27 protein-coding genes and 2 tRNA genes are annotated in these 26501 nt (G+C 73.5%); 10 read left to right on the plus strand and 19 right to left on the minus strand.

Features of this window, described 5'->3' with window-relative positions; all coding sequences use genetic code 11:
• Positions 1-47: 47 nt before the first annotated feature.
• The 4 genes from ACILQ5_RS01490 to ACILQ5_RS01505 all read right to left on the minus strand — a co-directional run bounded on the left by ACILQ5_RS01490 (position 48) and on the right by ACILQ5_RS01505 (position 5154).
• Positions 48-446: a single-stranded DNA-binding protein gene (locus ACILQ5_RS01490; RefSeq protein WP_395656193.1), complete on the minus strand. Its 399-nt coding sequence runs from the start codon at positions 444-446 to the stop codon at positions 48-50.
• 168 nt (positions 447-614) lie between these two features.
• Positions 615-2261, minus strand: a complete 1647-nt coding sequence (locus ACILQ5_RS01495) for a GTPase (RefSeq protein ID WP_395656194.1) — start codon at positions 2259-2261, stop codon at positions 615-617.
• 41 nt (positions 2262-2302) lie between these two features.
• Complete coding sequence (locus ACILQ5_RS01500) at positions 2303-4024, minus strand: ABC transporter (protein WP_395656195.1); 1722 nt, start codon at positions 4022-4024, stop codon at positions 2303-2305.
• Positions 4021-5154, minus strand: coding sequence for a PrsW family intramembrane metalloprotease (locus tag ACILQ5_RS01505; protein ID WP_395656196.1), 1134 nt, complete (start codon positions 5152-5154; stop codon positions 4021-4023). Before ACILQ5_RS01505 ends, ACILQ5_RS01500 begins: the two co-directional genes overlap by 4 nt.
• A gap of 58 nt (positions 5155-5212) precedes the next feature.
• On the opposite strand from ACILQ5_RS01505, the gene ACILQ5_RS01510 reads away from it, so the two are divergent.
• Both ACILQ5_RS01510 and ACILQ5_RS01515 read left to right on the plus strand, forming a co-directional pair.
• Complete coding sequence (locus ACILQ5_RS01510) at positions 5213-6634, plus strand: aminopeptidase P family protein (protein WP_395656197.1); 1422 nt, start codon at positions 5213-5215, stop codon at positions 6632-6634.
• Positions 6635-6739: 105 nt separating this feature from the next.
• Positions 6740-7966, plus strand: coding sequence for a metallophosphoesterase family protein (locus ACILQ5_RS01515; protein WP_395656198.1), 1227 nt, complete (start codon positions 6740-6742; stop codon positions 7964-7966).
• 50 nt (positions 7967-8016) lie between these two features.
• Here ACILQ5_RS01515 and ACILQ5_RS01520 read toward each other — a convergent pair whose 3' ends face one another.
• Together ACILQ5_RS01520 and ACILQ5_RS01525 are read right to left on the minus strand one after the other, a co-directional pair.
• Positions 8017-8511 (minus strand): hypothetical protein, encoded by a 495-nt coding sequence (locus tag ACILQ5_RS01520; RefSeq protein ID WP_395656199.1) that lies wholly within the window; start codon positions 8509-8511, stop codon positions 8017-8019.
• Positions 8504-8992, minus strand: a complete 489-nt coding sequence (locus tag ACILQ5_RS01525) for a DUF1269 domain-containing protein (protein ID WP_395656200.1) — start codon at positions 8990-8992, stop codon at positions 8504-8506. Before ACILQ5_RS01525 ends, ACILQ5_RS01520 begins: the two co-directional genes overlap by 8 nt.
• A 183-nt stretch (positions 8993-9175) precedes the next feature.
• Between ACILQ5_RS01525 and ACILQ5_RS01530 the strand changes: the two genes are divergently transcribed.
• Genes ACILQ5_RS01530 through ACILQ5_RS01540 form a run of 3 tightly spaced genes read left to right on the plus strand, consistent with a single transcriptional unit; the run spans position 9176 to position 12531 of the window.
• Positions 9176-9616, plus strand: a complete 441-nt coding sequence (locus tag ACILQ5_RS01530) for a DUF6325 family protein (RefSeq protein WP_395656201.1) — start codon at positions 9176-9178, stop codon at positions 9614-9616.
• Between the two features lies 1 nt (position 9617).
• Positions 9618-9920 carry an SHOCT domain-containing protein gene (locus ACILQ5_RS01535; protein ID WP_395656202.1) on the plus strand — a complete coding sequence of 101 codons (303 nt, stop codon included), beginning with the start codon at positions 9618-9620 and terminating at the stop codon, positions 9918-9920.
• 13 nt (positions 9921-9933) lie between these two features.
• Entirely contained in the window at positions 9934-12531 is a 2598-nt protein-coding gene (locus ACILQ5_RS01540) for a LuxR C-terminal-related transcriptional regulator (protein WP_395656203.1), read from the plus strand.
• 35 nt (positions 12532-12566) lie between these two features.
• On the opposite strand, the gene ACILQ5_RS01545 is transcribed toward ACILQ5_RS01540, so the two are convergent.
• From ACILQ5_RS01545 to ACILQ5_RS01560, 4 genes are all read right to left on the minus strand, one after another.
• Positions 12567-12776 (minus strand): hypothetical protein, encoded by a 210-nt coding sequence (locus tag ACILQ5_RS01545; protein WP_395656204.1) that lies wholly within the window; start codon positions 12774-12776, stop codon positions 12567-12569.
• Positions 12773-13228: a DUF6325 family protein gene (locus ACILQ5_RS01550; protein ID WP_395656205.1), complete on the minus strand. Its 456-nt coding sequence runs from the start codon at positions 13226-13228 to the stop codon at positions 12773-12775. The genes ACILQ5_RS01545 and ACILQ5_RS01550 overlap by 4 nt, the downstream gene beginning before the upstream one ends.
• 33 nt (positions 13229-13261) lie before the next feature.
• Complete coding sequence (locus ACILQ5_RS01555) at positions 13262-13666, minus strand: SHOCT domain-containing protein (protein WP_395656206.1); 405 nt, start codon at positions 13664-13666, stop codon at positions 13262-13264.
• A gap of 91 nt (positions 13667-13757) precedes the next feature.
• A complete protein-coding gene (locus ACILQ5_RS01560) occupies positions 13758-14174 on the minus strand; it encodes a hypothetical protein (protein ID WP_395656207.1) in 417 nt (138 codons plus the stop codon).
• Positions 14175-14253: 79 nt separating this feature from the next.
• Between ACILQ5_RS01560 and ACILQ5_RS01565 the strand changes: the two genes are divergently transcribed.
• Entirely contained in the window at positions 14254-16026 is a 1773-nt protein-coding gene (locus ACILQ5_RS01565) for a SulP family inorganic anion transporter (RefSeq protein ID WP_395656208.1), read from the plus strand.
• Positions 16026-18800: a cation-translocating P-type ATPase gene (locus ACILQ5_RS01570; RefSeq protein ID WP_395656209.1), complete on the plus strand. Its 2775-nt coding sequence runs from the start codon at positions 16026-16028 to the stop codon at positions 18798-18800. The genes ACILQ5_RS01565 and ACILQ5_RS01570 overlap by 1 nt, the downstream gene beginning before the upstream one ends.
• Here ACILQ5_RS01570 and ACILQ5_RS01575 read toward each other — a convergent pair.
• Positions 18735-19262 (minus strand): lecithin retinol acyltransferase family protein, encoded by a 528-nt coding sequence (locus tag ACILQ5_RS01575; protein ID WP_395656210.1) that lies wholly within the window; start codon positions 19260-19262, stop codon positions 18735-18737. The genes ACILQ5_RS01570 and ACILQ5_RS01575 overlap by 66 nt on opposite strands.
• Positions 19263-19334: 72 nt before the next feature.
• A complete protein-coding gene (locus tag ACILQ5_RS01580; protein ID WP_395656211.1) occupies positions 19335-19820 on the minus strand; it encodes a GtrA family protein in 486 nt (161 codons plus the stop codon).
• Between the two features lie 68 nt (positions 19821-19888).
• Between ACILQ5_RS01580 and ACILQ5_RS01585 the strand changes: the two genes are divergently transcribed.
• A tRNA-Arg gene (locus ACILQ5_RS01585) sits at positions 19889-19962 on the plus strand.
• A gap of 445 nt (positions 19963-20407) precedes the next feature.
• On the opposite strand, the gene ACILQ5_RS01590 is transcribed toward ACILQ5_RS01585, so the two are convergent.
• The 7 genes from ACILQ5_RS01590 to ACILQ5_RS01620 all read right to left on the minus strand — a co-directional run bounded on the left by ACILQ5_RS01590 (position 20408) and on the right by ACILQ5_RS01620 (position 25539).
• The gene (locus ACILQ5_RS01590; RefSeq protein ID WP_395656212.1) at positions 20408-21517 is read right to left on the minus strand and encodes a glycosyltransferase family 2 protein; all 1110 of its coding nucleotides are present in this window, start codon (positions 21515-21517) and stop codon (positions 20408-20410) included.
• Between the two features lie 113 nt (positions 21518-21630).
• On the minus strand, positions 21631-22050 hold the full coding sequence (locus tag ACILQ5_RS01595) for an adenylyltransferase/cytidyltransferase family protein (RefSeq protein ID WP_395656213.1): 420 nt from the start codon (positions 22048-22050) through the stop codon (positions 21631-21633).
• Positions 22051-22107: 57 nt separating this feature from the next.
• Positions 22108-22335: a hypothetical protein gene (locus ACILQ5_RS01600; protein ID WP_395656214.1), complete on the minus strand. Its 228-nt coding sequence runs from the start codon at positions 22333-22335 to the stop codon at positions 22108-22110.
• A gap of 76 nt (positions 22336-22411) precedes the next feature.
• The gene (locus tag ACILQ5_RS01605; RefSeq protein WP_395656215.1) at positions 22412-23068 is read right to left on the minus strand and encodes a response regulator transcription factor; all 657 of its coding nucleotides are present in this window, start codon (positions 23066-23068) and stop codon (positions 22412-22414) included.
• A gap of 144 nt (positions 23069-23212) precedes the next feature.
• Positions 23213-24262, minus strand: a complete 1050-nt coding sequence (locus tag ACILQ5_RS01610; protein ID WP_395656313.1) for an adenosine deaminase — start codon at positions 24260-24262, stop codon at positions 23213-23215.
• A gap of 72 nt (positions 24263-24334) precedes the next feature.
• On the minus strand, positions 24335-25066 hold the full coding sequence (locus tag ACILQ5_RS01615) for a DsbA family protein (RefSeq protein ID WP_395656216.1): 732 nt from the start codon (positions 25064-25066) through the stop codon (positions 24335-24337).
• Positions 25066-25539 (minus strand): MauE/DoxX family redox-associated membrane protein, encoded by a 474-nt coding sequence (locus ACILQ5_RS01620; protein WP_395656217.1) that lies wholly within the window; start codon positions 25537-25539, stop codon positions 25066-25068. The genes ACILQ5_RS01615 and ACILQ5_RS01620 overlap by 1 nt, the downstream gene beginning before the upstream one ends.
• Positions 25540-25614: 75 nt before the next feature.
• On the opposite strand from ACILQ5_RS01620, the gene orn reads away from it, so the two are divergent.
• Together orn and ACILQ5_RS01630 are read left to right on the plus strand one after the other, a co-directional pair.
• Positions 25615-26295: an oligoribonuclease gene (gene orn / locus ACILQ5_RS01625; protein WP_395656218.1), complete on the plus strand. Its 681-nt coding sequence runs from the start codon at positions 25615-25617 to the stop codon at positions 26293-26295.
• 45 nt (positions 26296-26340) lie between these two features.
• Positions 26341-26416, plus strand: a tRNA-His gene (locus ACILQ5_RS01630).
• Positions 26417-26501 lie beyond the last annotated feature (85 nt).

A 26501-nucleotide genomic window follows, 5' to 3' on the forward strand; every position in this document is an offset into this window, starting at 1 on the left:
GCGGCACCGAGCCTCATCGGGGCGGGCGAGCGGGCGGGGGACGCCGGTCAGGCGGCCGGCTCCTCCGGGGCTGCGGCGACCGGTTCCCGCGGCGTCCGCGTGAACCGGCTCGTCCCGCGGCTCAGGTCGTGGCCGACGGCCGTCGCGTCGATCTCCAGCGACTCGACCTCGACGTCGTCGCCGTTGACGTACTTCCGCAGGTCGAGCCGCCCCTGCACGACGACGGGGTCGCCGCGGCGCAGCGACCGGGCCACGTTGTCGGCGAGGCCGCGCCAGCAGGTCACGGTGAACCACTGGGTGGCACCGTCGGACCAGGTCTCGGTGCGTCGGTTGAACCGGCGCGGCGTGCACGCGAGCCGGAAGCTCGCCACGGGGACGTCACCCGCCCGGCGCAGGTCGACGTCGCCGCCGAGCCAGCCGCGCACGGTGATGGTGCTCTCGAACATGTCGGTCTCCTTGCCTCGGTGGATGGTCCGAGCGTCGAGGAGGACGCCGACAGCACGGGGCGTCCCGCGCAGGCCCTGGGGACGACCGGGTCGGGAGCGTGCCTGTGGAGGGCCAGCGGGCCCTGACGGCCCGGTCGGCCTGGAACGGCCTGGAACGGCCCGGAACCGTCAGGCCACCGCGCGGTCGAGCCCGGCGCGGACGGTCGTGTACGCCGTGAGCTCGGCGTCGACCGGGGCCACCACGAGCTCGCGGGACACCTCGGCGACGGCGGCGCGCAGCCGTTGGTCCGCCTGGGCGGCACGTCGCCGCGCGGTCCGGGCGACGAGCAGCCGGCAGACCAGGCCGAGCACGATGCCGAGCACCAGGCCGCCGACGATCAGGACCGGCGCGAGCGCGACCCCGGCGACCTGCGGCGCGTCGGACAGCCCGCCGGTGCCGACCAGCACGCCGGTCCACATGAGCCCGGCCAGGAAGGCGAGCAGCAGCAGCCACTGCACGGCCTGGACGAGCCGCGCCCAGCCCGGGGGCCGGGTGGCGCCGACCTCCGTCGCGGCGAGGGCCGCGTCGAGCCGGTCCCCCAGCTCGTCGAGGCGGGAGACCGAGGCCCGGTGGACGGCGTCGACCCAGGGCCGGGCCAGGCCGTCGGAGACCTCGTCTGCGAGTGCGCGCACCTCGGTGTCGACGCGGGCGCGCTGCACCTGCGTGGCCTGCGGGAGCCCGGACCCGCGGCCGCTGAGCGCGCGCCCTCCCTCGCCGAGCTCGAGCTGGAGCCGGTGCGCCGGGTCCCGGCCGGAGCCGGCGACCCAGCCGGCGACCGGCCAGCCCGTGGCCCGGCCGACCGCCTCCCGGGTCGAGCGGTCCACGGCCTCGACCACCACCGGCACGCCGGCGGCGGCGGCGAAGGCGTCCTCGAGCGCAGCCGTGCGCGCCTCCGCGAGGGTCCGGGTCGGAGCCGTGCCGGAGACCTCCGCCATCCGTGCGGCGACCTCGCGGACGTCGGCGTCGATGCGGGCGCGCGTGGACTGCTTCTCCGCCGCACGGTTGGCGATCTCGGTGCGCAGCTCGTCGATGCCGGTGCCGTTGCGAGCGCTGACGGCGATGACGGGGACCCGGTCCAGCCCGTCGGCGTCCAGCAGCCGCCGCACGTCCTGCAGCATCGAGTCGCGACGGTCCTCGGGCACCGTGTCGATGTGGTTGAGCACGACCAGCATCACGTCCTGGTGCGCGGCCGCCGGCGCGAGGTAGCGGTCGTGGATCGCCGCGTCGGCGTACTTCTGCGGGTCGAGCACCCACACGAGCAGGTCGGCCAGGGCGACCAGCCGGTCCACCTCGAGGTGGTGCGCCACCTCGGTGGAGTCGTGGTCGGGCAGGTCCAGGAGCACCACGCCGTCGAGCTCGGACTGCGAGCTGCGCCGGTCCGAGTCGAGCATCGAGTCGCGGGTGGTCTGGTGCCGGGGCGGGATGCCGAGCCACTCCAGCAGCTCACCGGCGCCGACGCGGCCCCACACGCAGGCCGAGGCCCACGAGGTGGTGGGCCGTCGGACGCCGACGGCGGAGAGCTCGAGGCCGGTCAGCGCGTTGAACGTCGACGACTTGCCCGACCCGGTGGCGCCGGCGATCGCGACGACGGTGTGGGTGGCGGAGAGCCGCAACCGTCCGGTGGCCCGGTCGACCACCTCCTGGGCCCGGTCGACGACCTCGTCGTCGAGGCGGCCGCGGGCGGCGCGGGTGGCGGCGTCGAGGCCCTCGATGCGTGCCCCGCTGTCGGTACCGCGGGTGACCAGCTGCCGGGCCTCCTCGAGCGTGGACGTCATGATCTCCCTCGACGCTGACGATGCTGCCCCCAGCCTAGTGGTCAGCCGTCGGCCGGGGCTCCGTCGGTCACGGCCCGAGCCTGCTCGAACCGTCGGTCGTCCACCCGGCGGGCGGCGGCGCGCAGCTGCTCGGCGGCGTCCGCGGCCAGCTCCAGCCCGGCCAGCACGTCGTGGAAGCGCTGCCGCTCGCCGGCCAGCACGCCCCCGAGCCGGCGGTCCAGCGACGCCCCGGCCCGCTCGACGAGGGCGTCGACCGGCTCCGCCCCGAGCACCGCGTCGAGCAGGGTCCGTCCGGGCTGCGCGGCCGTCCGGTCCGCGGCCGACCGGGTCAGGACCTGCACCATCAACGCCACGGCGAGTCCCTGCGCGCCGTACGCGAGCAGGTCGACGTTCATCCGCCACTCCGCCACCGCGGTGCGGACCAGCTCCGTGACCTCCGCCTGCCAGGCGCGGACCTCGGCCTCCGCGCGGCGACGGACCTCGGGCGCGGCCCGGCCGAGCCGTTCGTCGGCGGCCACGAGCGCGCGGCCGGCGTCGGCCCCGGCCCAGGCCTCGACGGCCCGGTCGGCGGCGGCCTCCGCATGGTCGAGCACGAACGACTCCGCCCCGGCCTCGATCGCCAGCGCGACCAGGTCGGCCGCCTGCGGCGTCCCCTTGACCCGGCTCACCAGGCGGTCGCGCAGCCGGCCCACCCGCTGGTCGAGGCCGCGCAGCAGCTCGCCGGTGCCGACCAGGTCCTGCCAGCGCGCCAGCACCTCGCCGCGCAGCAGCGTGCCGTCGCCGGCCTCGGCGACCAGGGCCGCGGTCGCCTCGTCGTACGCCGCGTCCGCGGCCTGCCGCAGCTCCTCGGCCGCCTGGAGCTGCTCGGCCACGCCGTCGGCGATCGCGTGCGACCGCCGGGCCAGCGCGCGGACGGTGCCGTCGAGGGTCTGCTGCACGACGATCCGGCGGGCGTCGGGGTCGGCGGCCAGGGAGTCGAGCCAGCCGCGGATGTCGGCGACCTTCTCGGGCGGGAGCAGTCCGTCCTCGGAGACCGGCGACTCGTCGACCGCGAACAGCGGCGAGTCCTTCAGGCCCCGGCTCGCCAGCATCCGGGCCAGGTGGGCCGACACCGTCTGGACGGCGTCGGCCGGCGTCCGGTCGAGCACGACCGCGACGGCGGTCGAGCGCTCGGCGGCCAGGCGCAGGTGCTCCCACGGCACCTGGTCGGAGTACCGGGCGGCGGAGGTGACGAAGAGCCAGAGGTCGGCGGTCGCGAGCAGCTGCGCCGCCAGGTCCCGGTTGTGCTCCTCGACGGAGTCCACGTCGGGGGCGTCGAGGATCGCCAGGCCCGGCGGCACGTGCTCGGAGGCCACCAGCTGCAGCGAGTGCGGGTCGTCGGTGCTGTGGTCGGTCCGGACCAGGTCGGGCAGCAGCCGCTCCGGGCCGAACCAGTGCGCCTCGTCCGGGTGGTGCACCAGCACCGGCGAGCGGGTGGTGGGCCGGAGCAGGCCGGGGGCGGTGACCCGGGTGCCCACGAGGGAGTTGACCAGCGTCGACTTGCCGGCGCCGGTCGAGCCGCCGACCACGACCAGCAGGGGCGCGTCCGCGCTCATCTGGCGCGGGATCGCGTAGTCCTCGAGCTGGTCGATCATCCGCTCCCGGCTGGTGCGCAGCGCCGGGGTGCCGGGGAGCTCGAGCGGCAGCCGGGCGGCCTGGAGGGCACCGCGGAGCCGCACCAGGGCGGTGATCATCCGGGTGTCCTGGTCGCGGGAGACGCTCATCTGGTCGGAACCACCTGTCCGGGGAAGGCGATCGACGGGCGGAGCGCGTCGATGCGCTGGAGGAACGTCTGGCCGCGAGCGGCGTAGTCGGGCGGCGGGGTGCCGCGCAGCAGACGGTAGTGGAGGAAGCCCAGCTCGATGGCGGCCTGCTGGTAGTCGCGCATCGCCCGCTCCCCCGGCCGGCCGCCGACCCGGCGCGCGTAGGCCCGCGCCTGGCGCCGGGCGCGGAGGTCGACGACCCAGCCGATGTCGGTCGCCGGGATCAGCCCGCGGCCCGCGGCATCCGCGAGCGCTGCTGCCAGCATCCGGCGCTCGGAGCTCCGCGACCAGACGGCCAGCCCGAGCACGGCGAGGAAGGCCGGCGCCATCAGCACCAGGTAGAGCACGGTGAAGTTGTCGAAGCCGTAGACCGTCGAGGTGTTCCAGAGCGCGTGGGCGCCGACGGCGCACAGGTAGCCCGCGACCGGCCAGAGGAACCGGGCGGACCTGCTCCGCGCGTTGACGGACAGGCCGACCCCGATGCCGGTGAACGTCGTGAAGAGGGGATGCGCGAACGGGCTGATCACGCACCGGACGACGAACGTGGAGGTGAGCGCCTCGGTCCCGCCGGGGCCGGCCCCGTCGGTGCCGTTGTAGGCCGCCGCGAGGTAGAGGATGTTCTCGGTGAACGCGAAGCCGATCCCGACCATGCCGGCGTAGACGATGCCGTCGAGCACGCCGTCCAGCTCGGCCCGCCGCCACCACAGCAGCAGGAGGAGGAACAGGCCCTTGCCGGCCTCCTCCGAGACCGGCGCCACGAGCTCGAGGCTCTCGCGGTCGGTGAAGGTCACCACGAAGCCGCCCAGGCCCTGGATCAGGAGCGCGAACGCCGTGGCCACGAAGCACCCCCAGAGCAGCCCGGCCGCCAGCAGGCTCCGGGGCTCCGGCTCGTAGCGGTCCAGCCACAGGTAGCACCCGACGAGCGGTCCGACCGGAAGGGCGGCGAGCACCGTGGCGAGGAGCAGCGTCCGCGGCGCCCCGGACAGCGCCAGGATCGCCAGGATCAGGAGGGCGCCGAGCGTCACGAGGACGGTCACCACGACCGTGAAGACGACCGACGATCCAGCGCTCGCGCGACGGGCTCCGGTCATGCCCGGCAGCCTATCGGTGGCTTCGGGAGCGTCCTGGTCCCGGCGTAGAGTGGCCGCCGTGAGCGACCAGACCACACCCGAGAGCGCCGAGCCCAAGACGGAGTCGCACGACCCCGCTGTCCCTGCCGCCTACGCGGCGTTCATGCGCGAGGGCTGGGGGGACCGCGAGCTGGACCTCCCGGTGCAGCCGGTCGCCGCCCGCGCGGCCGAGCGGCGCGCCCGGCTCGCCGACGCGTTCCCCGGTGAGCGGCTGGTGCTCCCGGCCGGCGGGTTCAAGGTCCGGGCCTACGACACCGACTACCGGTTCCGCCCCGACACCGCCCACACCTACTTCTCCGGCAACCAGACCAGCGACGCGGTGCTCGTGGTCGCCGACGGCGAGTCGGTCCTGTACGCGCGGCCGCGCTCGTCCCGGGAGACCGACGAGTTCTTCCGGGACCGCCAGTACGGCGAGCTCTGGGTCGGTCGACGTCCGTCGTTGAAGGAGATCTCGGACTCGCTGGGCCTCGAGGTCCGTCACATCGACGACCTGCCCGGCACCCTCGCTGCCGGTGGCAAGACCCGCGTGCACCGCGGCGTCTCCGCGCTCGTCGACGGCCTGGTCGCCCCCGACGAGACCCGCGACACCGAGCTGGCCCGGGTCGCCTCCGAGCTGCGCCTGGTCAAGGACGCCTGGGAGGTCGAGCAGCTGCAGGAGGCCTGCGACGTCACCACGCTCGGCTTCGAGGACTCCGTGCGCGAGTGGGACCGCGTCCTGGAGCACGGCGAGCGCTGGATCGAGGGCACCTTCTTCCGCCGGGCGCGGGCGATGGGCAACGACATCGGCTACGACTCGATCGTCGGCGGCGGCTCGCACGCCACGACGCTGCACTGGATCGACAACACCGGCCCGATCACGCCGGGGACCCTGGTGCTCCTGGACATGGGCGTGGAGAACCGCTCCCTCTACACCGCGGACGTGACCCGGACCCTCCCGGTCGACGGCCGCTTCACCGACCTCCAGCGCGAGCTGTACGACGTCGTGCTGCGTGCGCAGCAGGCCGGCATCGACGCCGTGCGACCCGGCGTACCGTTCCGTGCCGCCCACAACGCGGCGATGGAGGTGCTCGCGCACGCCCTCGCCGACCTCGGGCTGCTGCGGGTGACCGCCGAGGAGGCCCTCGACCCCGACAGCCGCGTCTACGCGCGCTGGACGCTCCACGGCACCAGCCACATGCTCGGCATGGACGTGCACGACTGCGGGCAGGCCGCGCCCGAGTCGTACGCCGAGGGGACGCTGGCCGAGGGCATGGTGCTCACCGTCGAGCCCGGCCTGTACTTCCAGGAGGACGACCTCCTCGTGCCCGAGGAGCTCCGCGGGATCGGCATCCGGATCGAGGACGACATCCTCGTCACGGCTACTGGGTACGAGAACCTCTCCGCCGCACTTCCGCGCACCTCGACGGACGTCGAGGCGTGGATGGACGCCCACCGCCGCTGACCCGACCCGGACGAGGACCTCCCCATCGACCCCACGACCCCGCGCGCTGCACGAGGCCTACCCGGACGGTGGGCGCTCGCGCTGGCGCTGTGCGCGTGCCTGGCGGTGGCGGGTTGCTTCACCCAGGACCCGTTCGGAGCGGCCGGCAACGACGGTGCGGCCGCGGCCGCCCGGCGCCCCTGGACGCCGCCACCCGGCACCGACCACACCCCGAACTACCGGTTCGTGGCGGCGCCGGACTTCCTCAACCAGGACGTCGGAGATCTGCGCCGGCTGCCCCGGTGGCACCGCGGGGACCCGAACTCCTGGACGCCCCAGCTGCAGCGCTACATCCGCGCCTTCCTCGACGACATCGCCGCGACCGACCCCGGCTCGGTGCTCGTCGCCGGCGACCTGGTCGAGGGCCGATGGGGTCGCGACGACACCGGCAGCGGGATCTTCGGGCCGGTGCGCACCGAGGCGCAGCAGGTGGCGGCGGTGCGTCGGGCGGCCCGGTTCTACTACTCGACCTACGTGCAGCGGTTCGCCGAGCGCGGGCTGACCCTCCACGCGGCCCTCGGGGACCACGACATCGGCGACAACGACTGGGGCGACGAGAACTCCTGGACGGCCTTCAAGCGCCGGCACCTCGACGTCTTCAAGCAGATGTACGCCAGCTACCTCACCCGCACGCCGGCGGGGAAGCCGCGCTACACCGACCGCCCCTTCGGCACCCCCTTCGCGAACACGGCGTACGCCGTCAAGCTCTCCCCCGACGTGCTGCTGGTCAGCCTCGACGAGTTCAACCGGCGTGACGGCGACGTCCACCTCGAGGTCACCGGCGGCCAGCTCGCCTGGCTCCGCCGCACCCTCGAGCGCGCCCAGGCGAACCGGGTCCCCTGGGTGATCGTCCAGGGGCACAACCCGGTCCTGTGGCCGGTGCGCGAGGTGTCCTCCTCCGGCGGCCACCTCGAGGGCGGCGAGGACTCGCCGCTGTGGCGGACGATGGCCCGCTACGGGGTCGACCTCTACCTCGACGGGGAGGTGCACGCGACCTCGATGCGCCAGGCCGACGGCGTCACCCAGGTCTCGACCGGCGGCCTGCTCTACCGCGGCGAGGCCACCTACCTGGCCGCGACCGTGTACGACGACCGGCTCGACCTCGACGTGCGCCGGCTCCCCGGCGAGCAGGACGGCGGGAAGCTCTGGCAGACCACCGGCCTGCGCACCCGCGCCGAGACCCGGGTGACCGGGAGGGACACCGTCCGGCTGGGGTCGATGACCCTGCTCGCCGACGGGACGGCGGTCAACCAGACCGGCCTCCTGCAGGAGTACACCGCACCGCTGGAGTGACACCAGCCCGTCGGTGCAGTCCCTCGGTGCAGTCCCTCGGTGGAGGTCCGTCAGTGCAGGGCGACCTTGAGCGCCACGACCAGGAGGCCGACCGCGAGCCCGGCGAGCCCGCTGGCGACCCGGCCCCAGGTGTCGAGGCCGCCGCGCACCCCGGCGACGAAGCTGTAGGCGGTCAGCAGGGCGACGCTCGCCGTCATCGCCACCCAGGCGGCCGTCCGCAGCTCGGCTCCGAACAGCTCGGCCAGGAGCAGCACGGCGAGGGGGACCACCGACGCGCCGGCGATCGGCCAGGTCTCGGCGAGGGCGTGCTGGAAGGCCGCCACCGGGTGGTGCCGCCGGGTCATCGCGCTGCCCAGCGTCACCGCGTGCAGGTGCGCGACCCAGTAGACGAACACGGTGCCGAGGATCGCGACGCAGAGCTCGCGCGTGGAGGAGACGTGACCCGCGGAGTACGCGATGGCGGCCGCGCAGACGACGGTCCCGGTGATGGCACCCTCGCCGCCGGCGATCAGCCCGAGCGGGTCGCGGACCCGAGGCTCAGGCACTGCCGAACGTCTCCAGCAGCGTCGCCCGCTCGGCCTCGGTGAGGTTGGTGCTGATCAGCCGCGCGTCGCGTGCGTGGAACCGCTCGCCGAGCTGGTCGAGCTTGCCCTCGTCGGTGACGAGGAACAGCGCCGAGGTCCCCTCCGTCACCTCGGTGCGGATCCGTTCCAGGTCCTTCTCGGTGATGCCGACCTCGCGGGTGGCCTTGGCCAGGGCGCCGATGCCCGCACCGAGCGCGAGCCCCGCGACCGGGACCAGGAAGAGCGCACCTCCGAGGACGCCCCAGAGCGCACCCCAGGCGGCGCCCCGCTTCGCGCTGTCGCGCTTGTGGTGGAGCTCCGGCCGGTCGGCGCCGGTAGGCCAGGACAGGACCGCGTGGTCGAGGATCTTGACCAGGCCGTCGACGGCCGCGGCGGACAGCACGTCCTCGGCGCGCGCCGCGCCCTCGGGGTCCTCGAACTTCCACACCGTGAACGTGGTCATGCCGTCCTCCTGTCGTCCGTTCCCGTCGTCGCAGCCCCGATCCTGCCCGGTCGACGGGTGGTCGGGCTCCACCCCGGTGGGGGTGGGTGCCAAGCCACCCGAATCGTGTGAGGCGGGCGGCCCGGGAGGGTGACAGCGTCGGCTGCGGACCGGAGCCCTGTCCGGTCACGTGAGGGAGGGACTATGACCGAGACCAGCCTGGACGTCGGGCCCATCGACTACCTCGTCGTGGAATTCCCCGGCGCGAACTTCACCGGGGAGGCGCTGACGGCGCTCGTCGACCTCGTCGAGCGCGGCATCGTCCGCATCCTCGACCTGCAGGTCGCGATGGTGGGCGAGAACGGCGAGTTCACGGCCATCGAGCTCGCCGACTTCGACGGCGACGGTGACCTGGACCTGGCCGTCTTCCAGGGCGTGCAGTCCGGCCTGCTGGGTGACGACGACCTCGCCGAGAGCGCGGCGCTCGTCGGCCCCGGTGACGCGGTCGCCGTCCTGCTCTACGAGAACACCTGGGCGGGGCCGTTCGTCTCCGCCCTGCGCAACCAGGGTGCCGACGTCATCGCCAGCGGGCGCATCCCCGCCGACGAGGTCATCGCCGCCCTCGAGTCGATGGAGGTGGACTGACATGCCCGGACTGGTCCGAGGTGTCGCGCGTACTGCCGTGGTGGCGGGTACGGCGACCGCTGTGTCGAACCGCGTCTCCCGACGCCAAGCCGGTCGCTGGGCCGCGCAGGAGCAGCCGCAGCAGCAGTACCAGGAGCCGCCGCCGCAGTACCAGCAGCCCCAGTACGCGCCCCCGCCGCCGCCCGCCGCTGCCCCGGAGGACGAGATGTTCGCGCAGCTCGAGAAGCTCGGCGCGCTGCACGACAAGGGCATCCTGACCGACGAGGAGTTCGCGGCGCAGAAGGCCAAGCTCCTCGGGGGCTGAGCCCCGTGGACCGATGAGCAGGACCGTCGACGCGCCCGCGCTGCTCCAGCGCGGGCGCTTCGACGCGCCCTCCTCCCGGACCAGGCTGCGGGCGCCGGCGGCGCCCGGGCACCTCGTCCCCCGCGACCGGGTGGTCGCGCTGCTCGACGACCTCACGTCGTACCCGGTCGTCGCCGTCGTCGCCCCGGCCGGCGCCGGGAAGACGACGCTCGCGGCCGAGTGGGTCCGCCGCGGTGGCCGGCGGACCGGCTGGCTGACCCTGGAGGACGGCGACCGCGACCCGGTCCGGCTCGGGACGAGCCTGCTGGCCGGCGTGGACGTGCTCGAGCCCGGGGTGAGCGCGCGGGTGACCGGCTTCGACGGCGACCCGACCGATCCCGCGGACGCGACCGCGTGGGTCCGGGGGCTCGCCGAGGACCTCGGGGCGGACACCGCCCCGGCGGTGCTCGTCGTCGACGACCTCCAGCGGATCGACGACAGCGCCGCGGCGGCCGCGTTCGCGGCGTTCGTCGAGCACCAGCCCCCCTGGCTGCACCTGGTCCTGCTGAGCCGCCGCCGGGCACCGCTCCCCGTCGAGCGGCTGCGAGCCGGCGGTCGGATGGCCGACCTGGTCTTCGACGTCCTGCGGTTCACCGACGACGAGGCCGTCGCGATGCTCGCCGGGCTGTGCCCGGACACCCCGGCCGACCAGCTCCCCGCCCTCGCCACCTGGGCCGACGGCTGGGCCGCGGCACTCCAGCTGGCGGCGCTCTCCGTGCGCTCGCGACCGGGCGGGTACGCCGGGTCGGGGCGGCTGGTGGGCGGCTACGTGTGGCGCGAGGTGCTCGACGCGGAGCGCCCCGAGCTCGTCGACCTGCTCGTCTCCACCGCCGTCGTGCCGCGGCTCAACTACGGACTGGCCGAGGCGCTCACCGGGCGGCCCGACGCCGGGGACCTGCTGGTCGAGGCCGAGGAGCGCGGCCTGTTCGTCACCGACCTGGACGCCGGCGGCTGGTTCGAGGTGCACGGCCTCGTCCGCGAGCTGCTCCTGGCCGATCTCGCGCGGCGTCGGCCCGACCGGCTGCGCGAGCAGCACGCCCGCGCCGCGCGGTGGTGCGAGGACGTCGGCGACGGCCCGGCCGCGCTCGAGCACTGGCTCGCGGCCGAGGCGCCCGCGGAGGCGCTGCGCCTGCTGTCCACGCAGGCCGTGCAGCTGGCGGACTCCGGCCAGGCGTCGGTCGTCGAGCGGACGCTCGCCCGGATCCCGGCGACCGTGGCAGCCGCCGACACCCGGTCCCTGGTGCAGCTGGCCTGGGCGCGGCTGCCGGTCGACCGGGGCGGGTTCGCCGACGCCCTCGCGGCTGCGACCGCAGGCGCACCATCGCCCGGCACCGGCGCCCGGCTCGACGGCCAGCTCGACGTCCTCCACGCGGCGGCGGCGTACGTCGGCGGCGACTGGACCACCTGCACGGCTCGCGCCGCCGCGGCTGCCGACCCGTCGGCGGCCGCCGACCCCGCCGCCGGCCTCGCCTGGAGCCTGGTGGCCCGCGGCACCGCGCTCCGGGAGAGCTGGAGCGAGTCGGACCCGGCGGTGGTCGCCGCCCGGGCAGCCGTCAGCGCCGACGCGGAGCGCCGGCTCGCGCACGACCGCGCGCGGGTCGTGGGCCTGGCCCTCGCCGGCCGGCCCGTCGACGCGCTGCGCCTCGCCGCCGGCGTGCGCGCGACGCTGGGGTCGGCGCCGGGGCGCACCGACGACCTGGACCTGGCCGAGGCGGTCGCCGCCGGCGAGCTGGGCGACCGCGAGGTGGCCGAGCCGGCCCTCGAGGCGCTCGCGGGACGGTCGGCGTACCCGAGCACCTGGGTGCCACTGCTGGCCGCGCTCGAGCTCACGGAGGCGCGGCTCGGCGACGGCGACCTGACCGGGGCGGCCCGCTGGCTCGCCCGCGCGACCGAGGTCGCCGACCAGGAGCTGCCCGGTGCCGACGCCCGCGGCCGGGTCGCGCGCACCGGCGTGCTGGTCGCGCTGGCCGCCGACGACGTGCCGGGCGCCGAGCAGTGGGTCCAGCGCTGCCCGGACCCCTTCTGGGGTCCCGTCGCCGCCGCGCGGGTGCACCTCCACGAGGGACGGCGCCGCGAAGCCGCCGACGCGCTCGGGCTGGCCGAGCCCCGGTGCGTGCGGCACCGGGTGGTGCGCGACCTGGCGCTGGCCGGTGCGGTGGTCGACGAGGACCGCGAGGCCGCCCACAAGAGGGCCGAGGGGGCGGTCGACCTCGCCGCCGAGGCCGGGCTGCTCCGGTCGGTCGCTGCCGAGGGTCCCGCGGTCGTCGAGCTCGTCGAGCTCGCGGCCTGGCGGGCACCGGAGGCCTGGCTGGCCCGGCTGCGCCGCGCCCAGGCGCCGGCGGCGGTCCCGGCGCGGTCCCGGGAGCTCGTGGTGGAGCTGACCGAGCGGGAGCGCGAGGTGCTGCGGCTCCTCCCCAGCCGGCTCACGCTGCGCGAGATCGCCGCCGAGCTGTTCGTCTCGCCGAACACCCTCAAGTTCCACCTGCGGGTGATCTACCGCAAGCTCGGCGTGAACTCGCGTTCCGAGGCGGTCGACACCGCTCGGGTGCTGCGGTTGCTGGCCCGCCGCTGACCGCGCTGCCGGCCGGGGCGAGGCGCCCAGGTGTACTAGGCGTGGAGCCCGCGGTAGACCTTCGCCTGCTCGCGCTCGAACTCCTCGGCCGACAGCAGACCCCGCTCGACGAGCCGGAACAGCGCACGGACCTCCGCCAGCCGGCGGACGGCGCCGCCGGGCGCCTCGGGCGCACCCGGGTCGAGCCTTGGGCGCCGGCGCAGCACCCCGACGTGACGGCGGCGGGAGCCCGCGACCCGCTTCACGCGGCACCACCGCGAGCCGCGCGGGCCGCCTGCTCGAGGCGGTAGCGCGGGATCCGCTCGCCGCCGACGATCCGGCCGCCGACGTCGCGGGCGGCCCCGGAGAGCAGCCGAGCCCAGCAGTCCTCGACGACGACGATGAGCGCCGACGTGCCCGGTTGCAGGGCGCTGCTCGCGAGCGCGAGGTCGTCCTCGCTGAGGAGGCCACCGACCTCGCCCTGCACCTCACGCAGCCGGGCCAGGCCGGGGACCAGCTCGGGCTCGACCACGGTCACCCGACCGTCCGGCCCGACCACGACCCCGACCAGGTCGAGGATCCGGATCCGGGCCGAGTCGACGAGGTCGCCGAGTGCGGCGGCCACGCCGACCGTGGAGGAGAGCTCTGGCACGGTGATCACGACGTACTCGACCAGGTCGAGGTCCGGCGTGCTGCCGTCGTCCGTGTACCGCTCCATGTCACCTCCCGGCCGGCGTGGCCCACCGTGCTCTCAGGACAGCAGCTTGGCCTTGGCGGCCGCGAACTCCTCCTCGGAGATGGCGCCCTTCTGCTGCAGGTCGTGCAGTCGCGCGATCTCGTCGGCGGGGCTGGTCCCGGCCGGGGTGCCGGCGACGCTCTGCACGTAGTCGCGCATCTGCTGCTCCTGGCGGGCGGCGTCCTTGGCCGCGTGCTCGTGCATCTTGTGGCCACGGGCGATCAGGTAGACCAGCACGCCGAGGTACGGCACCACGATGACGAAGATCGTCCAGAGGGCCTTGGACCAGCCGCCCAGGTCGTCACTGCGGAAGATGTCCGCGAAGACGGTGATGAGCAGCCAGATCCAGATGAAGAACAGGAAGAACCACAGCATCGTCCAGAACGCCTCGCCGACGGTGTACTCCCACACGGTTGTCACGATTGAACCTCCAGAAGAACGGATGATGCCCCGATCCTCCTGAGGTCCCGGGTGGGTCCGCCCCACCCCGCACGGGGTAGACCTCGAGCGGTCAGCGGTAGTGCCGCATCTGGGTCGTCAGCGCCCAGATCACCAGCAGGTAGAAGGCCATGACGGTGATCGCCCACCACGGGTAGTGCGGGAGCGCGGCGAAGTTGGTGATCAGGCCGAGGCCGGCCACGATCACGCCCATCACCTGGCCCCAGCCCTTGCGCATCAAGATCCCGACCGCGACCACGGCACCGATCACGCCCAGGACGACGTGCACCCAGCCCCACGTGGTCATGTTCATGTCGTAGAGGTACTCGCTGCCGGCCGAGTACAGGTCGTCGTTCGCGATGGCGGACGCCCCCTGCAGCACGTCGAAGAAGGCGGCGATGATCAGGAGCACACCGGCGAAGGTGCTGGTCAGGTCGGCGATCAGGCCTTTGGTGGAGAGGTCGATGTCCTCGCGCGAGTCACGGCTCATCCCGGCATGGTGCGCCCGCGACGGGTGGCCGGTCTCCACCCCGGCCGGGGTGGGGCCGACCCGGGGGTAGTGTCCGCGCATGGAAGGTGCCCCCGCGAGGTCACGGCGCCGGCTCGGCGACGTGGTGCCGATCGTCGGGTGGATCCGGCACTACGAGCGGGGCTGGCTGCGGGGCGACCTGGTCGCCGGGGTGACGGTGGCCGCGCTGGTCGTGCCAAAGAACCTCGGCTACGCCAGCATCGCCCAGGTCCCGGTCCAGAACGGGCTGTACGCCGCGGCAGCAGGCGCCGTCCTCTACGCCGTCTTCGGCACCAGCCGGCAGATCTCGATGGGCCCGAGCTCCGGCCTGGCAGCAGTGGCGGCGAGCGCGGTGATCGCGGCAGGGCTGAGCCGTGAGCAGGACGCAGCGACCTTCGTCGCCGGCATCACCGTGGCGTCCGGCGTCGTGTTCCTCCTCATGGCCGTGCTGCGGCTGGGCTGGATCGCTCAGTTCCTGTCGCGCGCCGTGGTCACCGGGTTCCTCTTCGGGGCGGCGGTCGACGTGGTCATCGGCGAGCTGCCGAAGCTCACCGGCACCGATGTCGCCGGCACCAACTCGCTGCGCGAGCTGTGGTCGTGGTTCGACTCCCTCGGCGACACGAACGGAGCCACGCTGGTCGTCGGCGCGGTGTCCCTGGCCGTGGTCTTCGGGCTCGCGCAGGTCGCCCCGCGGATCCCCGGCGCGCTGGTCCTCGTGGTCGGCGGACTGGCGGCGTCGTGGTTGCTCGACCTGGGTGAGCACGGCGTCGCCCTGGTCGGTGACGTGCCGCGTGGCCTGCCGTCCGTCGAGCTGCCGGACGCCGGCCTGCTGTGGGACCACGCGGCGATCGTGACGGTGTCGGCGGTGGCCCTGGTGATGATCGGCTTCTCCCAGACCGCGGGGGACGCCCGCGCCTTCGCGACCAAGCACAAGTACCAGGTCGACATCGACCAGGAGTCGGTCGCGCAGGCCATGGCCAACACCGGGGCGGGCCTGGTCCAGGGGATGCCCGTGTCGACGAGCCTGTCGGCGAGCTCGCTCAACGACCACGCCGGGGCCCGCACCGGCCTGGCATCGCTCACCACGGGCGCCACCGTGCTCCTGACGCTCCTGGTGCTGGCGCCCCTGTTCGCCGACCTGCCCAAGCCCGTCCTCGCGGCGCTGATCATCGAGGCCGTCGTCAAGGGCATGATGAACGTCGGCGAGATGCGGCGGCTCGCCCGGGTCCAGCGGTTCGACTTCTGGGTGGCCGTGGCCGCGATCGCCGGCACCCTGGTGTTCGGGGTCCTGGCCGGTGTGGTGATCGGGATCGGGCTGTCGCTCCTGTGGCTGGTCTGGGTGGCCACCCACCCCCAGATCCCCGTGCTGGCGCGCCAGGCGGGGACGCAGGCCTATCGCGAGCTCGCCGAGCACCCCGAGGACGAGCAGGTGCGCGGCGTGGTCGTGATCCGGCTCGACGGCGGGCTCTTCTTCGCGACCTCGGACGCGCTCGAGGATCGCGTCCGCGAGCTGGTCCGGTCGACCCCCGACCTGACCGGCGTCGTGCTCGACTGCGCCGGGATCGACTACGTGGACTCCCAGGGGTCGGCCAAGCTGGGGGACGTCATCACGTTCGCGGAGGACAGCGGGGTCTCCTTCCGCCTGGCCCGGCTGAAGCACGCGGTGCGGCTGACACTGGCACGAGACGGGATCGTCGACCGCCTCGGCGAGGACCGGATCCACGGCAACGTGCACCGAGCCGTGCAGGCGCAGGTGCACGACACGTCCGGGCCCGAGGCACCCGGGTCCCGGCCGGGCGGGACCGCGTCACCCCACGAGACCGGAGGAACATGATGGCTGATCCGACCACACCCCTGCCGACGTCGGTCGAGGCACCGCACGCCCTGTCCGCCGCGGAGGTCGTCGCCGCGCTCGGCTCCGACGAGGTCTCCGGCCTCTCCGCTGATGAGGCACAGGACCGGCTGACGCGTCTCGGCCCGAACCGGATCGCCGCGGAGAAGCCGCCGTCCGCGGTCGCCCTCGCCCTGACCCAGCTGCGCGACCCGATGAACCTGATGCTGCTCGCCGTGTCGGTCGTGAGCGTCCTCATCGACCAGTTGTCGACCGCCGTCTTCGTGGCCCTGCTCATCGTCCTGAACGTCGTCCTCGGCACCCGCCAGGAGCTGACCGCCCGCGCCAGCGTGGACGCGCTGTCGCGGATGCAGGTCCCCCAGGCACGCGTCGTCCGGGGCGGCGCCCTGACGTCACTGCCGGCGGTCGACGTCGTCCCCGGCGACCTCGTCGAGGTCGAGGCCGGCGACATCGTCCCGGCGGACGGCCGGATCGTCCGATCCGCGACCCTGGAGGCGCAGGAAGCGGCGCTCACGGGCGAGAGTGCGCCCGTCAGCAAGGGCTCCGCGACCCTGGGCAGCGTCGACGTCCAGGTCGGGGACCGCTCCGACATGCTGTTCCAGAACACCTCCGTGACCCGCGGCACGGCGACGATGGTCGTCACCGCGACCGGGATGCAGACGCAGATGGGCCAGATCGCCACGATGCTGACGTCGGTCACGCGCAGCCGGTCACCGCTGCAGCGCGAGCTCGACTCGCTCACGAAGGTGCTGGGCATCATCGCCTGGACGGCGGTGGCGATCATCGTCGTGGTCGGCCTGGTCCGGGGCATGCCGGGCAAGGAGCTCCTGCTCCTGGGGACCGCGATGGCGGTCTCCGCCATCCCGACCGGGATGCCGGCGTTCGTCTCCGGGCTGCTCTCCCTCGGCGCGCGGGAGCTCGCGGACGCGAAGGCCGTGGTCAAGAACCTCGCCGACGTGGAGACCCTGGGCGCCACGAGCGCGATCAACACCGACAAGACCGGCACCCTCACGCTGAACCAGATGATGGTCTCGACCCTCTACACGAACGGCGCCTGGTTCGTGGTCGAGGGCGAGGGCTACCGCAAGAGCGGCGCGCTCACGTCGGTCGCGGGTGCGCCGGTGCCCGACTTCACCCGGCTCGCCCTCGGACTCGCCCTCGACACCGACGCGGTCGTCGGCGACGACGGTGCGGTGATCGGTGACCCGACCGAGGCCGCCCTGGTCGTGCTCGCCGCGAAGCTCGGGGTCGACGCGCAGGAGACCCGTCGCGCCTACCCGCGGCTGGCCGAGATCCCGTTCGACTCCGACTACAAGTTCATGGCGACCTTCCACCGGGTCACCGGTGACGGCGCGCCCCAGCTGATCGAGCTGGTCAAGGGAGCTCCGGACGTCGTCCTGGCCCGCTGCAGCCATGCCGGCGGCCCGCTCGCCGGCTCCCAGGTCGCGATCGAGGAGGTGCACGACGACATCGCAGCGGCCAACGAGCGGATGGGCCAGCAGGGCCTGCGGGTGCTGGCGTTCGCCGCCCGGCTCGTGGACGAGGGCGACGAGGCCACGATGGCCTCCGACCCCATGCAGCTGGCGATCGGCCTCTCGTTCATCGGGCTGACCGGCATCATCGACCCGCTCCGCGCCGAGGCGAAGGCCGCCGTGGAGGTCGCCCTGGCGGCCGGCATCGACGTCCGGATGATCACCGGGGACCACGCGGTCACCGCACAGGCGATCGGCGAGACGCTCGGCCTCGGGCCGGGCGCGATCTCGGGCAGGGAGCTGCAGGAGCTCTCCGACGAGGAGCTGAGCCGTCGGCTGCCCGAGCTGCACGTCTTCGGTCGCGTGACGCCGGAGGACAAGCTCCGGCTCGCCAGGACCATGCAGCGTCAGGGCCTGATCGTCGCCATGACCGGCGACGCCGTCAACGACGCCGCCGCCCTCAAGCAGGCCGACATCGGCGTGGCGATGGGCTCGGGCAGCGAGGTGACCAAGCAGGCGGCCCGGATGGTCCTCACCGACGACAACTTCGGGACGTTGGTGCACGCCGTCGAGATCGGTCGTCGCGTCTACGACAAGGTCGTGTCCTACGTGCGGTACCAGATGACGCAGCTGCTCGCGCTGGTGCTCGTGTTCCTGGCGGCGACCGCGTTCGACGTGAACCAGGGGGTCGCCCTGACCCCGACGATGGTGCTCTACCTGCTGCTCTTCTCGACCGCGGCCGGCGTCATCATCATCGCCATCGACCCCGGTGACCCCGACGTCATGCACCGGCCACCACGGGACCCGGGCGTGCCGATCACGAACCGTGGCGCCATCATCGGCTGGGTCTGCTACGCCGCGGTGCTGTTCCTCGTCGCCTTCGCCCCGCTGGTGCTCGGCCCCGACGAACCGAGCATCGACCACGCCAGCGTCTCGATGACCATGACGTTCGCCGTGCTCGGCATCGGCACGGTGGTCAACGCGCTGGTCAACCGCCGCGACCCGGGGTCGGGGCTGACGCCGCCCCTCCTGGTCTCCCTCGGTGTCGGTCTGGCGTCGATCGCCCTGGTCTTCCTGGCCACCCAGCTGCCCACCCTCCAGTCGGGCCTGATGACGACGCCGCTCACCGGTCGGCAGTGGCTCACCTGTCTGGGACTGGCCGCGGTGCTGGGGCTCGCGGTCGAGGTCAGCAAGGCCGTGCGCCGACGTCGGCGCCCCTCACCCGGCCTCGGGGACCCGCAGCGTGCGGTCGCTCCGGCGCGGGCGCTGACCGGGCGTCCCTGACCTCCCGGCCAGGCGACGGCGGCGGAGCGGCGCGGACGCGGCGTACGCCCCGACGCCGAGGCCCCCGAGGAAGATGGCGTGCGCTCCCGCCGCCTCGGCGACCCCGATCGAGGCGAAGGCCGACGGGGCGGCGACCGCCCACCCCCGGACCTGCCGGCTCCGCGGCGAGCCCGTGGAGGCCCAGGTCGCGAAGTGCTCGCAGTTGTTGCGCACGAGGTGGTACTGCTGGGTGCCCAGGCGGGACTCCGCGTTCGCGATGATCTCCTCGACCGGGAGCCGGGTCCGGTACGCGCGCACCAGCACCTCGCCGCCGTCGGCGAACGCGGCGTACGTCGTCCGCTCGATCCGCCGGATCGTCCCCCGCGTGCCACCGAAGTGGATCACCGTGCCGTCGCCGCAGTCGATCCCGTGGTGGCTGTACCGGCGACCGCGGCGGACGAAGACGTGGTCTCCGCGAGCCATCCCCTGCTCCTTCCGCTCCCCCGCGGCGATCATCCCGCACACCGGCGTCGCCGAGCGCAGCGGGTCCAGGGGTCAGGCGCCGGGGCGCACCGGCTCCGGCTCGGCGACCTGGTCGAACACGAACGCCCGGAAGACCCAGAACCGCAGCACGACGCTCAGACCCAGGCCGATGACGTTGGCGGAGACGTTGTCGGCCAGCGGGCTGTCCATCCCGAGCACGTACCGGCTCACCCACAGGCAGAGCACCGGCACCAGCATGGTGAGGGCGCCGAGTGCGAAGAACCGCAGCAGCCCGGTCGACGGGTTGCTCACCTCGCGGTCGCGGAACGCCCAGGCGCGCATCCCGGCGTAGGCCAGGACGCCGCCCGCGAGGTTGGCCAGCACGAAGGCCGCCACCGGCTGGTCGCGCATCGGCGCCGTCCCGGTCCCGAGACCGTGCACCAGCAGGTTGAACCCCCCGAAGGAGACCACCGTCGCCACGCCACCGACCGTCAGGAAGCGCAGCACCTCGCCCACCAGGGCGCGGGGGCTGCGGGTCCGTCCCGAGGTGGTCCTCACCCGCACAACGCTACCCGGGGGGTGCGGCATACTTGCGCCCCGGGATCCGGTACGACGCCGGAGCCCGTGCCTCCGTAGCTCAGCTGGATAGAGCAGCGGCCTTCTAATCCGCCGGTCGCAGGTTCGAGTCCTGCCGGGGGCGCCGGAGACCACCGTCACGTGGATCGTGGTGACGCGCGGCCACCGGGACGGCGCACACGCGTTCACCGGCGTCCGCCTTGTGCCGGCCGGGTCCGGGTGGCACCGGGCCGGGGTCGGGCCGCTGCACCCGCGCCCAGACGCGGAGCACCACCACGAGGACCGCCAGCAGCGATCCGGCGAGCACGACGGGTGCGAGCGCCAGGTCGGAGCCGTGGAGCCCGAAGGGGCTCGGGGCGTCGGCGACGTGCAGGTAGGCCACGGTTGACGCGGCCGTCATGGCGAGGATCCCGCAGGCCAGGGCGAACTGCGTTCCGACCTCCCGCCACCGCCCGACGCTGCTGCGGCCGCGGGCGGTCCGGTAGAGCTCCACGAGCGGCATGGCGAGAGCCAGCAGGATGTAGAACAGGCCGCCGAGGCCGGTTCCGGGCAGTCCGGCGTTGTTCACCTCAGTGTCCCTTCTCGTAGACGAGCAGCGGTCGACGCAGGACGACCTCGGTCCACAGCGCCTCGAGCAGGTAGAACCCGTTGACGGTGCGGAGCACGAAGAACGAGGGCAGCGACAGCAGTGCCTTCCCGACCTCCCGGCGCCGGCGCGCGGCCACCAGGACCGGCACCAGGACCGCCGGGACGTCGATCACGTAGACCAGCAGGAGGAGCGGGGCGGCCAGCACGACCACCAGCAGGGGCAGCAGGAGCAGGTAGATCAACGACGCCACGACGGCGTCGAACATCGCGACGCCCACCACGGTGCTGAGGAACGGCAGCCGGAGGATCCCGGTCCAGTGCAGCCGCACGTTCTGCACGAAGCCGTGCGACCAGCGCTTGAGCTGCTTGCCCATGAAGTCCAGGTCGTGGGGCTCGATCGGGTAGCAGACCGCCCCGGGGACGAACCGGACCTGGTGCCCGGCCCGGTAGAAGCTCCAGGTCAGGTCCATGTCCTCGGCCCGGGTGCGCTCGGACCAGCCGCCGGCGTCGCGCAGCACGTCCGTGCGGTAGGCGGAGAAGCAGCCCGACGAGATCAGCGGCTTCCCGAAGTAGTCCTGGGTGGGCTTGTAGAAGGTGAACGAGAGCAGGTACTCGACGTAGCGGCCCCGTTCCCACACGCTGCCCACGTGGCGCGGTACGACGAAGCCGCAGGTCGCCGCCACTCCCGGGTCGGCCGCCAGCGGCTCGAGGAGCAGCTCGATGGCATCGGGCGCCAGCGTGGTGTCGGCGTCGATGGCCATGCAGTACGGCGTCTCGACGTGGCTCAGCGCGAGGTTCTGCGCGCCGGCCTTGGACCCGGTGTTCACCGGCGGGCAGATCACCTCGGCCCCGGCGGCGCGGGCGACGTCACCGGTCCGGTCGGTCGACCGGTCGTCGACGACGATGACCCGGGCCGGCGGGGTGGTCTGGGACAGCACGCTGCGCACCGTGTCGGCCACGGAGGCCTCTTCGTCGTAGGCCGGGATGATCACGGTCAGCTGGCTGGCGAGGTGCGGGAGCACGAGCATCCTTCGGTGGAAGGAGGGTCGCGGAGGTCCGGCGCTCACGTCGGCGAGCACCAGCTCCTCCACCGCCTACCTGTCGGCTGACCGGCGCTGCGTTACAGGCGATCTCTCCCGACCTGCCGCGGGGGCCGCACACCGCGACCGAGCCTGGCGACGCACGTGGCCCGACGCACGCGCCGTCAGTCCGACCGGCTGCGCACCCGAGCGATCAGCTCGGTCGTGGAGACCGCGCCGTCGCGTGGGACCAGGCGCAGGCGGCCGGTCGCCACGGCCGGCCCGGACACGTCGGCCGCCGCAGCCGCGTCGAGGTCGTCGCCGTGGACGACGAGGGCGATGTCGTGCTCGGCGAGGAACTCGGGGGTGAGACGGAGCGGCGCTCCCGGGACCACCTCGTCGACGTAGCGGCACGCTCCGACGACCGCGACCCGCTCCTCGAGGGTCATGATCGGCCGTCGCTTGTACTCCTCCGCAGCCTCGTCGGAGAGGACGCCGACCACCAGCTGGTCGCCGAGCTCGCTGGCGGCGCGCAGCAGCGCCACGTGGCCGGCGTGGAAGAGGTCGCCGACCATGTCGACGTACACGCGTGTCGAGACGGTCACGACCTCACGATACGAACAGGCGCCCTCCGGACCGGGAGCGACGCCGACGTCGCGAGGTCAGGCCCCGTCCTCGGTCGGCAACGTCAGGTCGGGGTCGTCGAAGGGACGCCGCTCGGCCGGGTCGTAGTCGGGCTGGTCGGGCCGGTTCACGTGGTCCTCCGGATCCATGTCGACGTCCTGGACGCCGACGTCGGTCTGCTCGAGGTCCTCCTCGGCCGGGACCCCCGCGGCCTCGGCGGGACGGGTCTCCTCCACCGGCTGCCGGGTGTGCTCTCGCTCTGCCATGGACGGGCCGTACCCCGCTCGCCCGCCGGGAATTCGCGGTGGTCGCCGCCGGATCGGCCGGCGCGGGACCGGCGCCCTAGTGGGAGGGCGAGGTGTCGATGCTGCGCATCCGGTCCGGCTCGAAGCCGTGCCGCATCCCCCAGCCGACCGCCTGGGATCGCCGGGCGACGCCGATCTTGCGGTACGCGGTGCGGATGTAGGTCTTGACGGAGTTGATCGAGAGGTAGGTCCGCTCCGCGATCTCCTGGTTGCTCAGGCCCTGGGTGATGAGGGCGAGCACCTCGGACTCACGCGCGGTCAGGCCGTACTGCCGGCCGGGCCACTCGCCCGCACCGCGCTCGCCCGCGTCGTCCTGACCCTCCGGGGTGACCTTCTCGCCGCGGTGCACCGCCTCGAGACCGTCGACGACCTGCTCCGCCGAGAGCCCCTTCGAGAGGTAGCCCGCGGCCCCGCGAGCGATCGCGCGCCGGACCAGGTCGCCCTGCACGTTCCAGCTGAAGATGACCACCCGCGCGTCGGTGTCGCTGACGAGGTCCTCGAGGTCGACGCCGTCGCCCTGGATCTGCCCGAAGGTGTCGTAGAGGATGACGTCGACGTCGCTGATCACGGGCAACCCCGAGTCGAGCTCGATGACGCTGACGCGGTCGTGGTACGGCGCGAGCATGGCAGCCACGCCCGCGACCACCATCTCGTAGTCGTTGACGACCGCCACCCGGATCGGTCCGCTGACCATGCCGTCACCCTAGATCGTGACGCTCCCAGCGTCGCGCTTCTCGCGAGATCCGATGTGATCGGGTCGACACGCGTGTCGATGCCGGGTTCCACCCCCGTCTCGGGTTAGAAAGGTGTCGCCCCGCTTGGTATGAGCTCGCGGGGCTCAACTCTTTCCGGGGCCGGCCACCGGCCCCGAGCCCGCCTCGTAGGCGTCGATCTCGGCCAGCAGCCGCTGCTTCACCGGCTCGTCGGCGAACGACGCCCGGACGCCGGCCCGCGCCAGGTCGGCCACCCCGGCCTCGTCCAGGTCGAGCAGCCGGGCCGCGATCTCGTACTCACGGTTCAGCGTCGTGTTGAACATCGGCGGGTCGTCGGAGCCCACGGTGACCGTGACACCGGCGTCCCGGAACGCGCGGATCGGGTGCTCCTCGAGGGACGCGACCGCGCGCGTGGCGACGTTGGAGGACGGGCACACCTCGAGCGGGATGCCGGTCTCGGCCAGGTACGTCAGCAGCGCCGGGTCCTGCGCGGCGGAGGTGCCGTGCCCGATCCGCTCCGCTCCGAGCATGCGGAGCGCGTGCCAGACGGTCTCCGGACCGGTCGTCTCGCCGGCGTGGGGGACGCTGCGCAGCCCCGCCGCCCGGGCGGCGTCGAAGTGCGGCTGGAACTGCGGCCGGGGCACCCCGATCTCGGGTCCGCCCAGCCCGAACCCGACCAGGCCGTCGGGACGGTGGTCGAGGGCGAAGGCGAGCGTCGCGTCGGCCGCCGGGAGCCCCGACTCCCCCGGGATGTCGTAGATCCAGCGCAGGACCAGCCCGAAGTCACGCTCGACGGCCGCCCGCGCATCCTCGATCGCCTCGGTGTACGCCTCGATGGGCATCCCGCGGTCCTCGTCGTGCGGCAGCACCGACGTGTACGGCGTGCAGGTGAGCTCGGCGTACCGCAGCGCCTGACCGACCGCCATCTCGCGCCCGATCTCGTGGGTGAGGTAGCGGATGTCCTCCGGGGTGCGGACCAGGTCGACCACCGCGAGGTAGACCTCGACGAAGTGGGCGAAGTCGCGGAACTCGAAGAAGCGCCGCAACCCGTCCGGGTCGCTCGGCACCGTCCCCGGGTGGCGCTCGGCCAGCTCGGAGACGATGCGAGGGGAGGCCGAGCCGACGTGGTGGACGTGCAGCTCGGCCTTCGGCAGGTGCTCGATGAAGTCCGACATGCTCACCCGTCGGAGTCTGGCAGCGCGCCGAGCCGATCGCCTAGTCGTCGCCGGGCACCGGCCCGGCAGCGGTCAGCTCACCTGGTCGACGAGGTTCTGACCGAGCTCCTCCATGGTCCGGCCGTCCTGGAAGACCTTGTCGTCCAGCAGCACCGTCGGGGTGCCCCGGACGCCGGCGTCGAGCGCGGCCTGGGTGGCGTCGGTGACCCACTTCTTGCCGTCGCCCGCCTCGATCGCCGCCTTGACCTCCGCCTCGTCGGCGCCGGCCTGGACCGCGAGCTCGACCAGCTTGGCGTCGTCGAGGTAGGGGCCCTTCTCCTCGGGCTGGTTGTCGTAGAGGAGGTCGTGGAACTTCTTCGCGACGTCCGGGCCGGACTTGTCCAGCACGATCGAGAAGGCGGCCGCGGACCGCTCGGAGTAGTCGCCGAGGCTGCTGAGCAGGTTGAACGGCCGGTACTCGACGCGGACCTTGCCGTCGGCGGCCAGCTGCGCCAGGTCCTCGCGGGTGGCCCGCTCCAGCTCGCCGCAGTAGGGGCAGAGGAAGTCCTCGTAGACGACGATCGTGTGCGGGGCGTCCTTGGACCCGATGGTCACGCCGTAGGAGCTCCCGGTCGACGGTGCCGCCACGTCGTTGCTGGTGTCGAGGGACCGCGAGAGGAAGTAGCCGCCGGTCACGATGACGAGGATCGCGAGCACGACGCCGCCGATCATCAGGTTGCGGCGCTTGGCCTCCTGGCGCTTCTGCTCGGCCAACGCGGCGGCGGCGCGGGAGGCGCGGTCGTCCGACCGGTTCTTCTTCGACATCAGGATCCTTCGAGCTCTGGGGTACGGCGGAACAGCACTGAGTCCAGCGACAGCCTGGTGGACGGCAGCCAGACGAGGAACAGCGAGAGGAGGAGCAAGACGGCGTCCCGGCCGATCTCCCACGGGTACTTGGACGAGGCGTCCGGGTCGTACCCGCCACCGCCGAAGCACCCGCAGTCGATGGAGAGACCGCGGGCCCACACCGAGGCGATGCCGATGATGAAGGCGACGAACAGCAGGCTGGAGACCACCGCAGCCCCGCGGGTGAGCAGACCGAGCACGAGCATCGCGCCCACGACCACCTCGAGGACCGGCAGCAGCTGGCCGACCGGCTGGGCCATCGAGCCGGGCAGCAGCTGGTAGGCGCGGACCGCGTCGACGCTCTGCGCGGGGTCAAGGACCTTCGCGGCGCCGGCCCAGATCCAGACGGACCCGACGACCAGGCGTGCGACCAGGCCCAGCCACTCCTTCACGTCTCCGACCCTAAGGCCGCATCCTGAGTCGCGACTGAGACGGAGGTCCCGCGTGGACGGGACTAAGGTGTGGGCGTGAACGACCGACTCGTCTGGATCGACTGCGAGATGACCGGCCTCGATCTCGGCGCCGACGCGCTCATCGAGGTGGCCGCGCTCGTCACCGACTTCGACCTCAACGTGCTCGGCCACGGGGTCGACCTCATCATCAAGCCGCCCGCCGAGGCGCTGGACCAGATGAACGACTTCGTCCGGGAGATGCACGAGACCTCAGGACTGCTGCGCGAGCTCGACTTCGGGATCCCGATGGACGAGGCCGAGGAACGGGTCCTCTCCTACGTCCGCGAGCACTGCCCGGACGGCAGCCGGCCGCCCCTGGCCGGCAACACCGTCGCCACCGACCGGGCCTTCCTCGCCCGCGACATGCCGACCCTGGAGACCTTCCTCCACTACCGCATCGTCGACGTCTCCTCGATCAAGGAGCTGTCGCGCCGCTGGTTCCCCCGCGCGTACTTCCAGGCGCCGCCCAAGCGCGGCAACCACCGCGCCCTCGCCGACATCCAGGAGAGCATCGAGGAGCTCCGCTACTACCGGGAGGCGGTCTTCGTGCCCTCCCCCGGCCCCGAGAGCGACGCCGCGCGGAAGATCGCGCTGCGGCACGGCGGCGCCCTCACCGGCCTCACCGGCCAGCCCGCGTCGGAGCCCGTCTCGGAGCCCGCGTCCACGGCCGGGGCCGATTCTGCGGAAGAGGGCTGAGTCGCCTACACTTCTCGACGGTCCCGACCCCGTCGGGATCGCTTGGTGGGTGTAGCTCAGCTGGTAGAGCACCTGGTTGTGGTCCAGGTGGCCGCGGGTTCAAGTCCCGTCACTCACCCCACTGCCCGCGAGGGCGACATCGGGCCCCCGGTCCGCGGAGACGCGGGACGGGGGCCTTCGTCGTGCCCGGTCCGCGAGCGTGGCGA

It is taken from the genome of Nocardioides sp. (assembly GCF_044226305.1).
Lineage (GTDB): Bacteria > Actinomycetota > Actinomycetes > Propionibacteriales > Nocardioidaceae > Nocardioides.

Excerpts from the sequence above, each read along its gene's own strand:
- ACILQ5_RS01490 (WP_395656193.1), bottom strand. The coding sequence starts at position 446 with ATGTTCGAGAGCACCATCACCGTGCGCGGCTGGCTCGGCGGCGACGTC.
- ACILQ5_RS01495 (WP_395656194.1), bottom strand. The coding sequence starts at position 2,261 with ATGACGTCCACGCTCGAGGAGGCCCGGCAGCTGGTCACCCGCGGTACC.
- ACILQ5_RS01500 (WP_395656195.1), bottom strand. The coding sequence starts at position 4,024 with ATGAGCGTCTCCCGCGACCAGGACACCCGGATGATCACCGCCCTGGTG.
- ACILQ5_RS01505 (WP_395656196.1), bottom strand. The coding sequence starts at position 5,154 with ATGACCGGAGCCCGTCGCGCGAGCGCTGGATCGTCGGTCGTCTTCACG.
- ACILQ5_RS01525 (WP_395656200.1), bottom strand. The coding sequence starts at position 8,992 with ATGACCACGTTCACGGTGTGGAAGTTCGAGGACCCCGAGGGCGCGGCG.
- ACILQ5_RS01530 (WP_395656201.1), top strand. The coding sequence starts at position 9,176 with ATGACCGAGACCAGCCTGGACGTCGGGCCCATCGACTACCTCGTCGTG.
- ACILQ5_RS01535 (WP_395656202.1), top strand. The coding sequence starts at position 9,618 with ATGCCCGGACTGGTCCGAGGTGTCGCGCGTACTGCCGTGGTGGCGGGT.
- ACILQ5_RS01540 (WP_395656203.1), top strand. The coding sequence starts at position 9,934 with ATGAGCAGGACCGTCGACGCGCCCGCGCTGCTCCAGCGCGGGCGCTTC.
- ACILQ5_RS01550 (WP_395656205.1), bottom strand. The coding sequence starts at position 13,228 with ATGGAGCGGTACACGGACGACGGCAGCACGCCGGACCTCGACCTGGTC.
- ACILQ5_RS01560 (WP_395656207.1), bottom strand. The coding sequence starts at position 14,174 with ATGAGCCGTGACTCGCGCGAGGACATCGACCTCTCCACCAAAGGCCTG.
- ACILQ5_RS01565 (WP_395656208.1), top strand. The coding sequence starts at position 14,254 with ATGGAAGGTGCCCCCGCGAGGTCACGGCGCCGGCTCGGCGACGTGGTG.
- ACILQ5_RS01570 (WP_395656209.1), top strand. The coding sequence starts at position 16,026 with ATGGCTGATCCGACCACACCCCTGCCGACGTCGGTCGAGGCACCGCAC.
- ACILQ5_RS01575 (WP_395656210.1), bottom strand. The coding sequence starts at position 19,262 with ATGGCTCGCGGAGACCACGTCTTCGTCCGCCGCGGTCGCCGGTACAGC.
- ACILQ5_RS01600 (WP_395656214.1), bottom strand. The coding sequence starts at position 22,335 with ATGGCAGAGCGAGAGCACACCCGGCAGCCGGTGGAGGAGACCCGTCCC.
- ACILQ5_RS01605 (WP_395656215.1), bottom strand. The coding sequence starts at position 23,068 with ATGGTCAGCGGACCGATCCGGGTGGCGGTCGTCAACGACTACGAGATG.
- ACILQ5_RS01610 (WP_395656313.1), bottom strand. The coding sequence starts at position 24,262 with ATGTCGGACTTCATCGAGCACCTGCCGAAGGCCGAGCTGCACGTCCAC.
- ACILQ5_RS01615 (WP_395656216.1), bottom strand. The coding sequence starts at position 25,066 with ATGTCGAAGAAGAACCGGTCGGACGACCGCGCCTCCCGCGCCGCCGCC.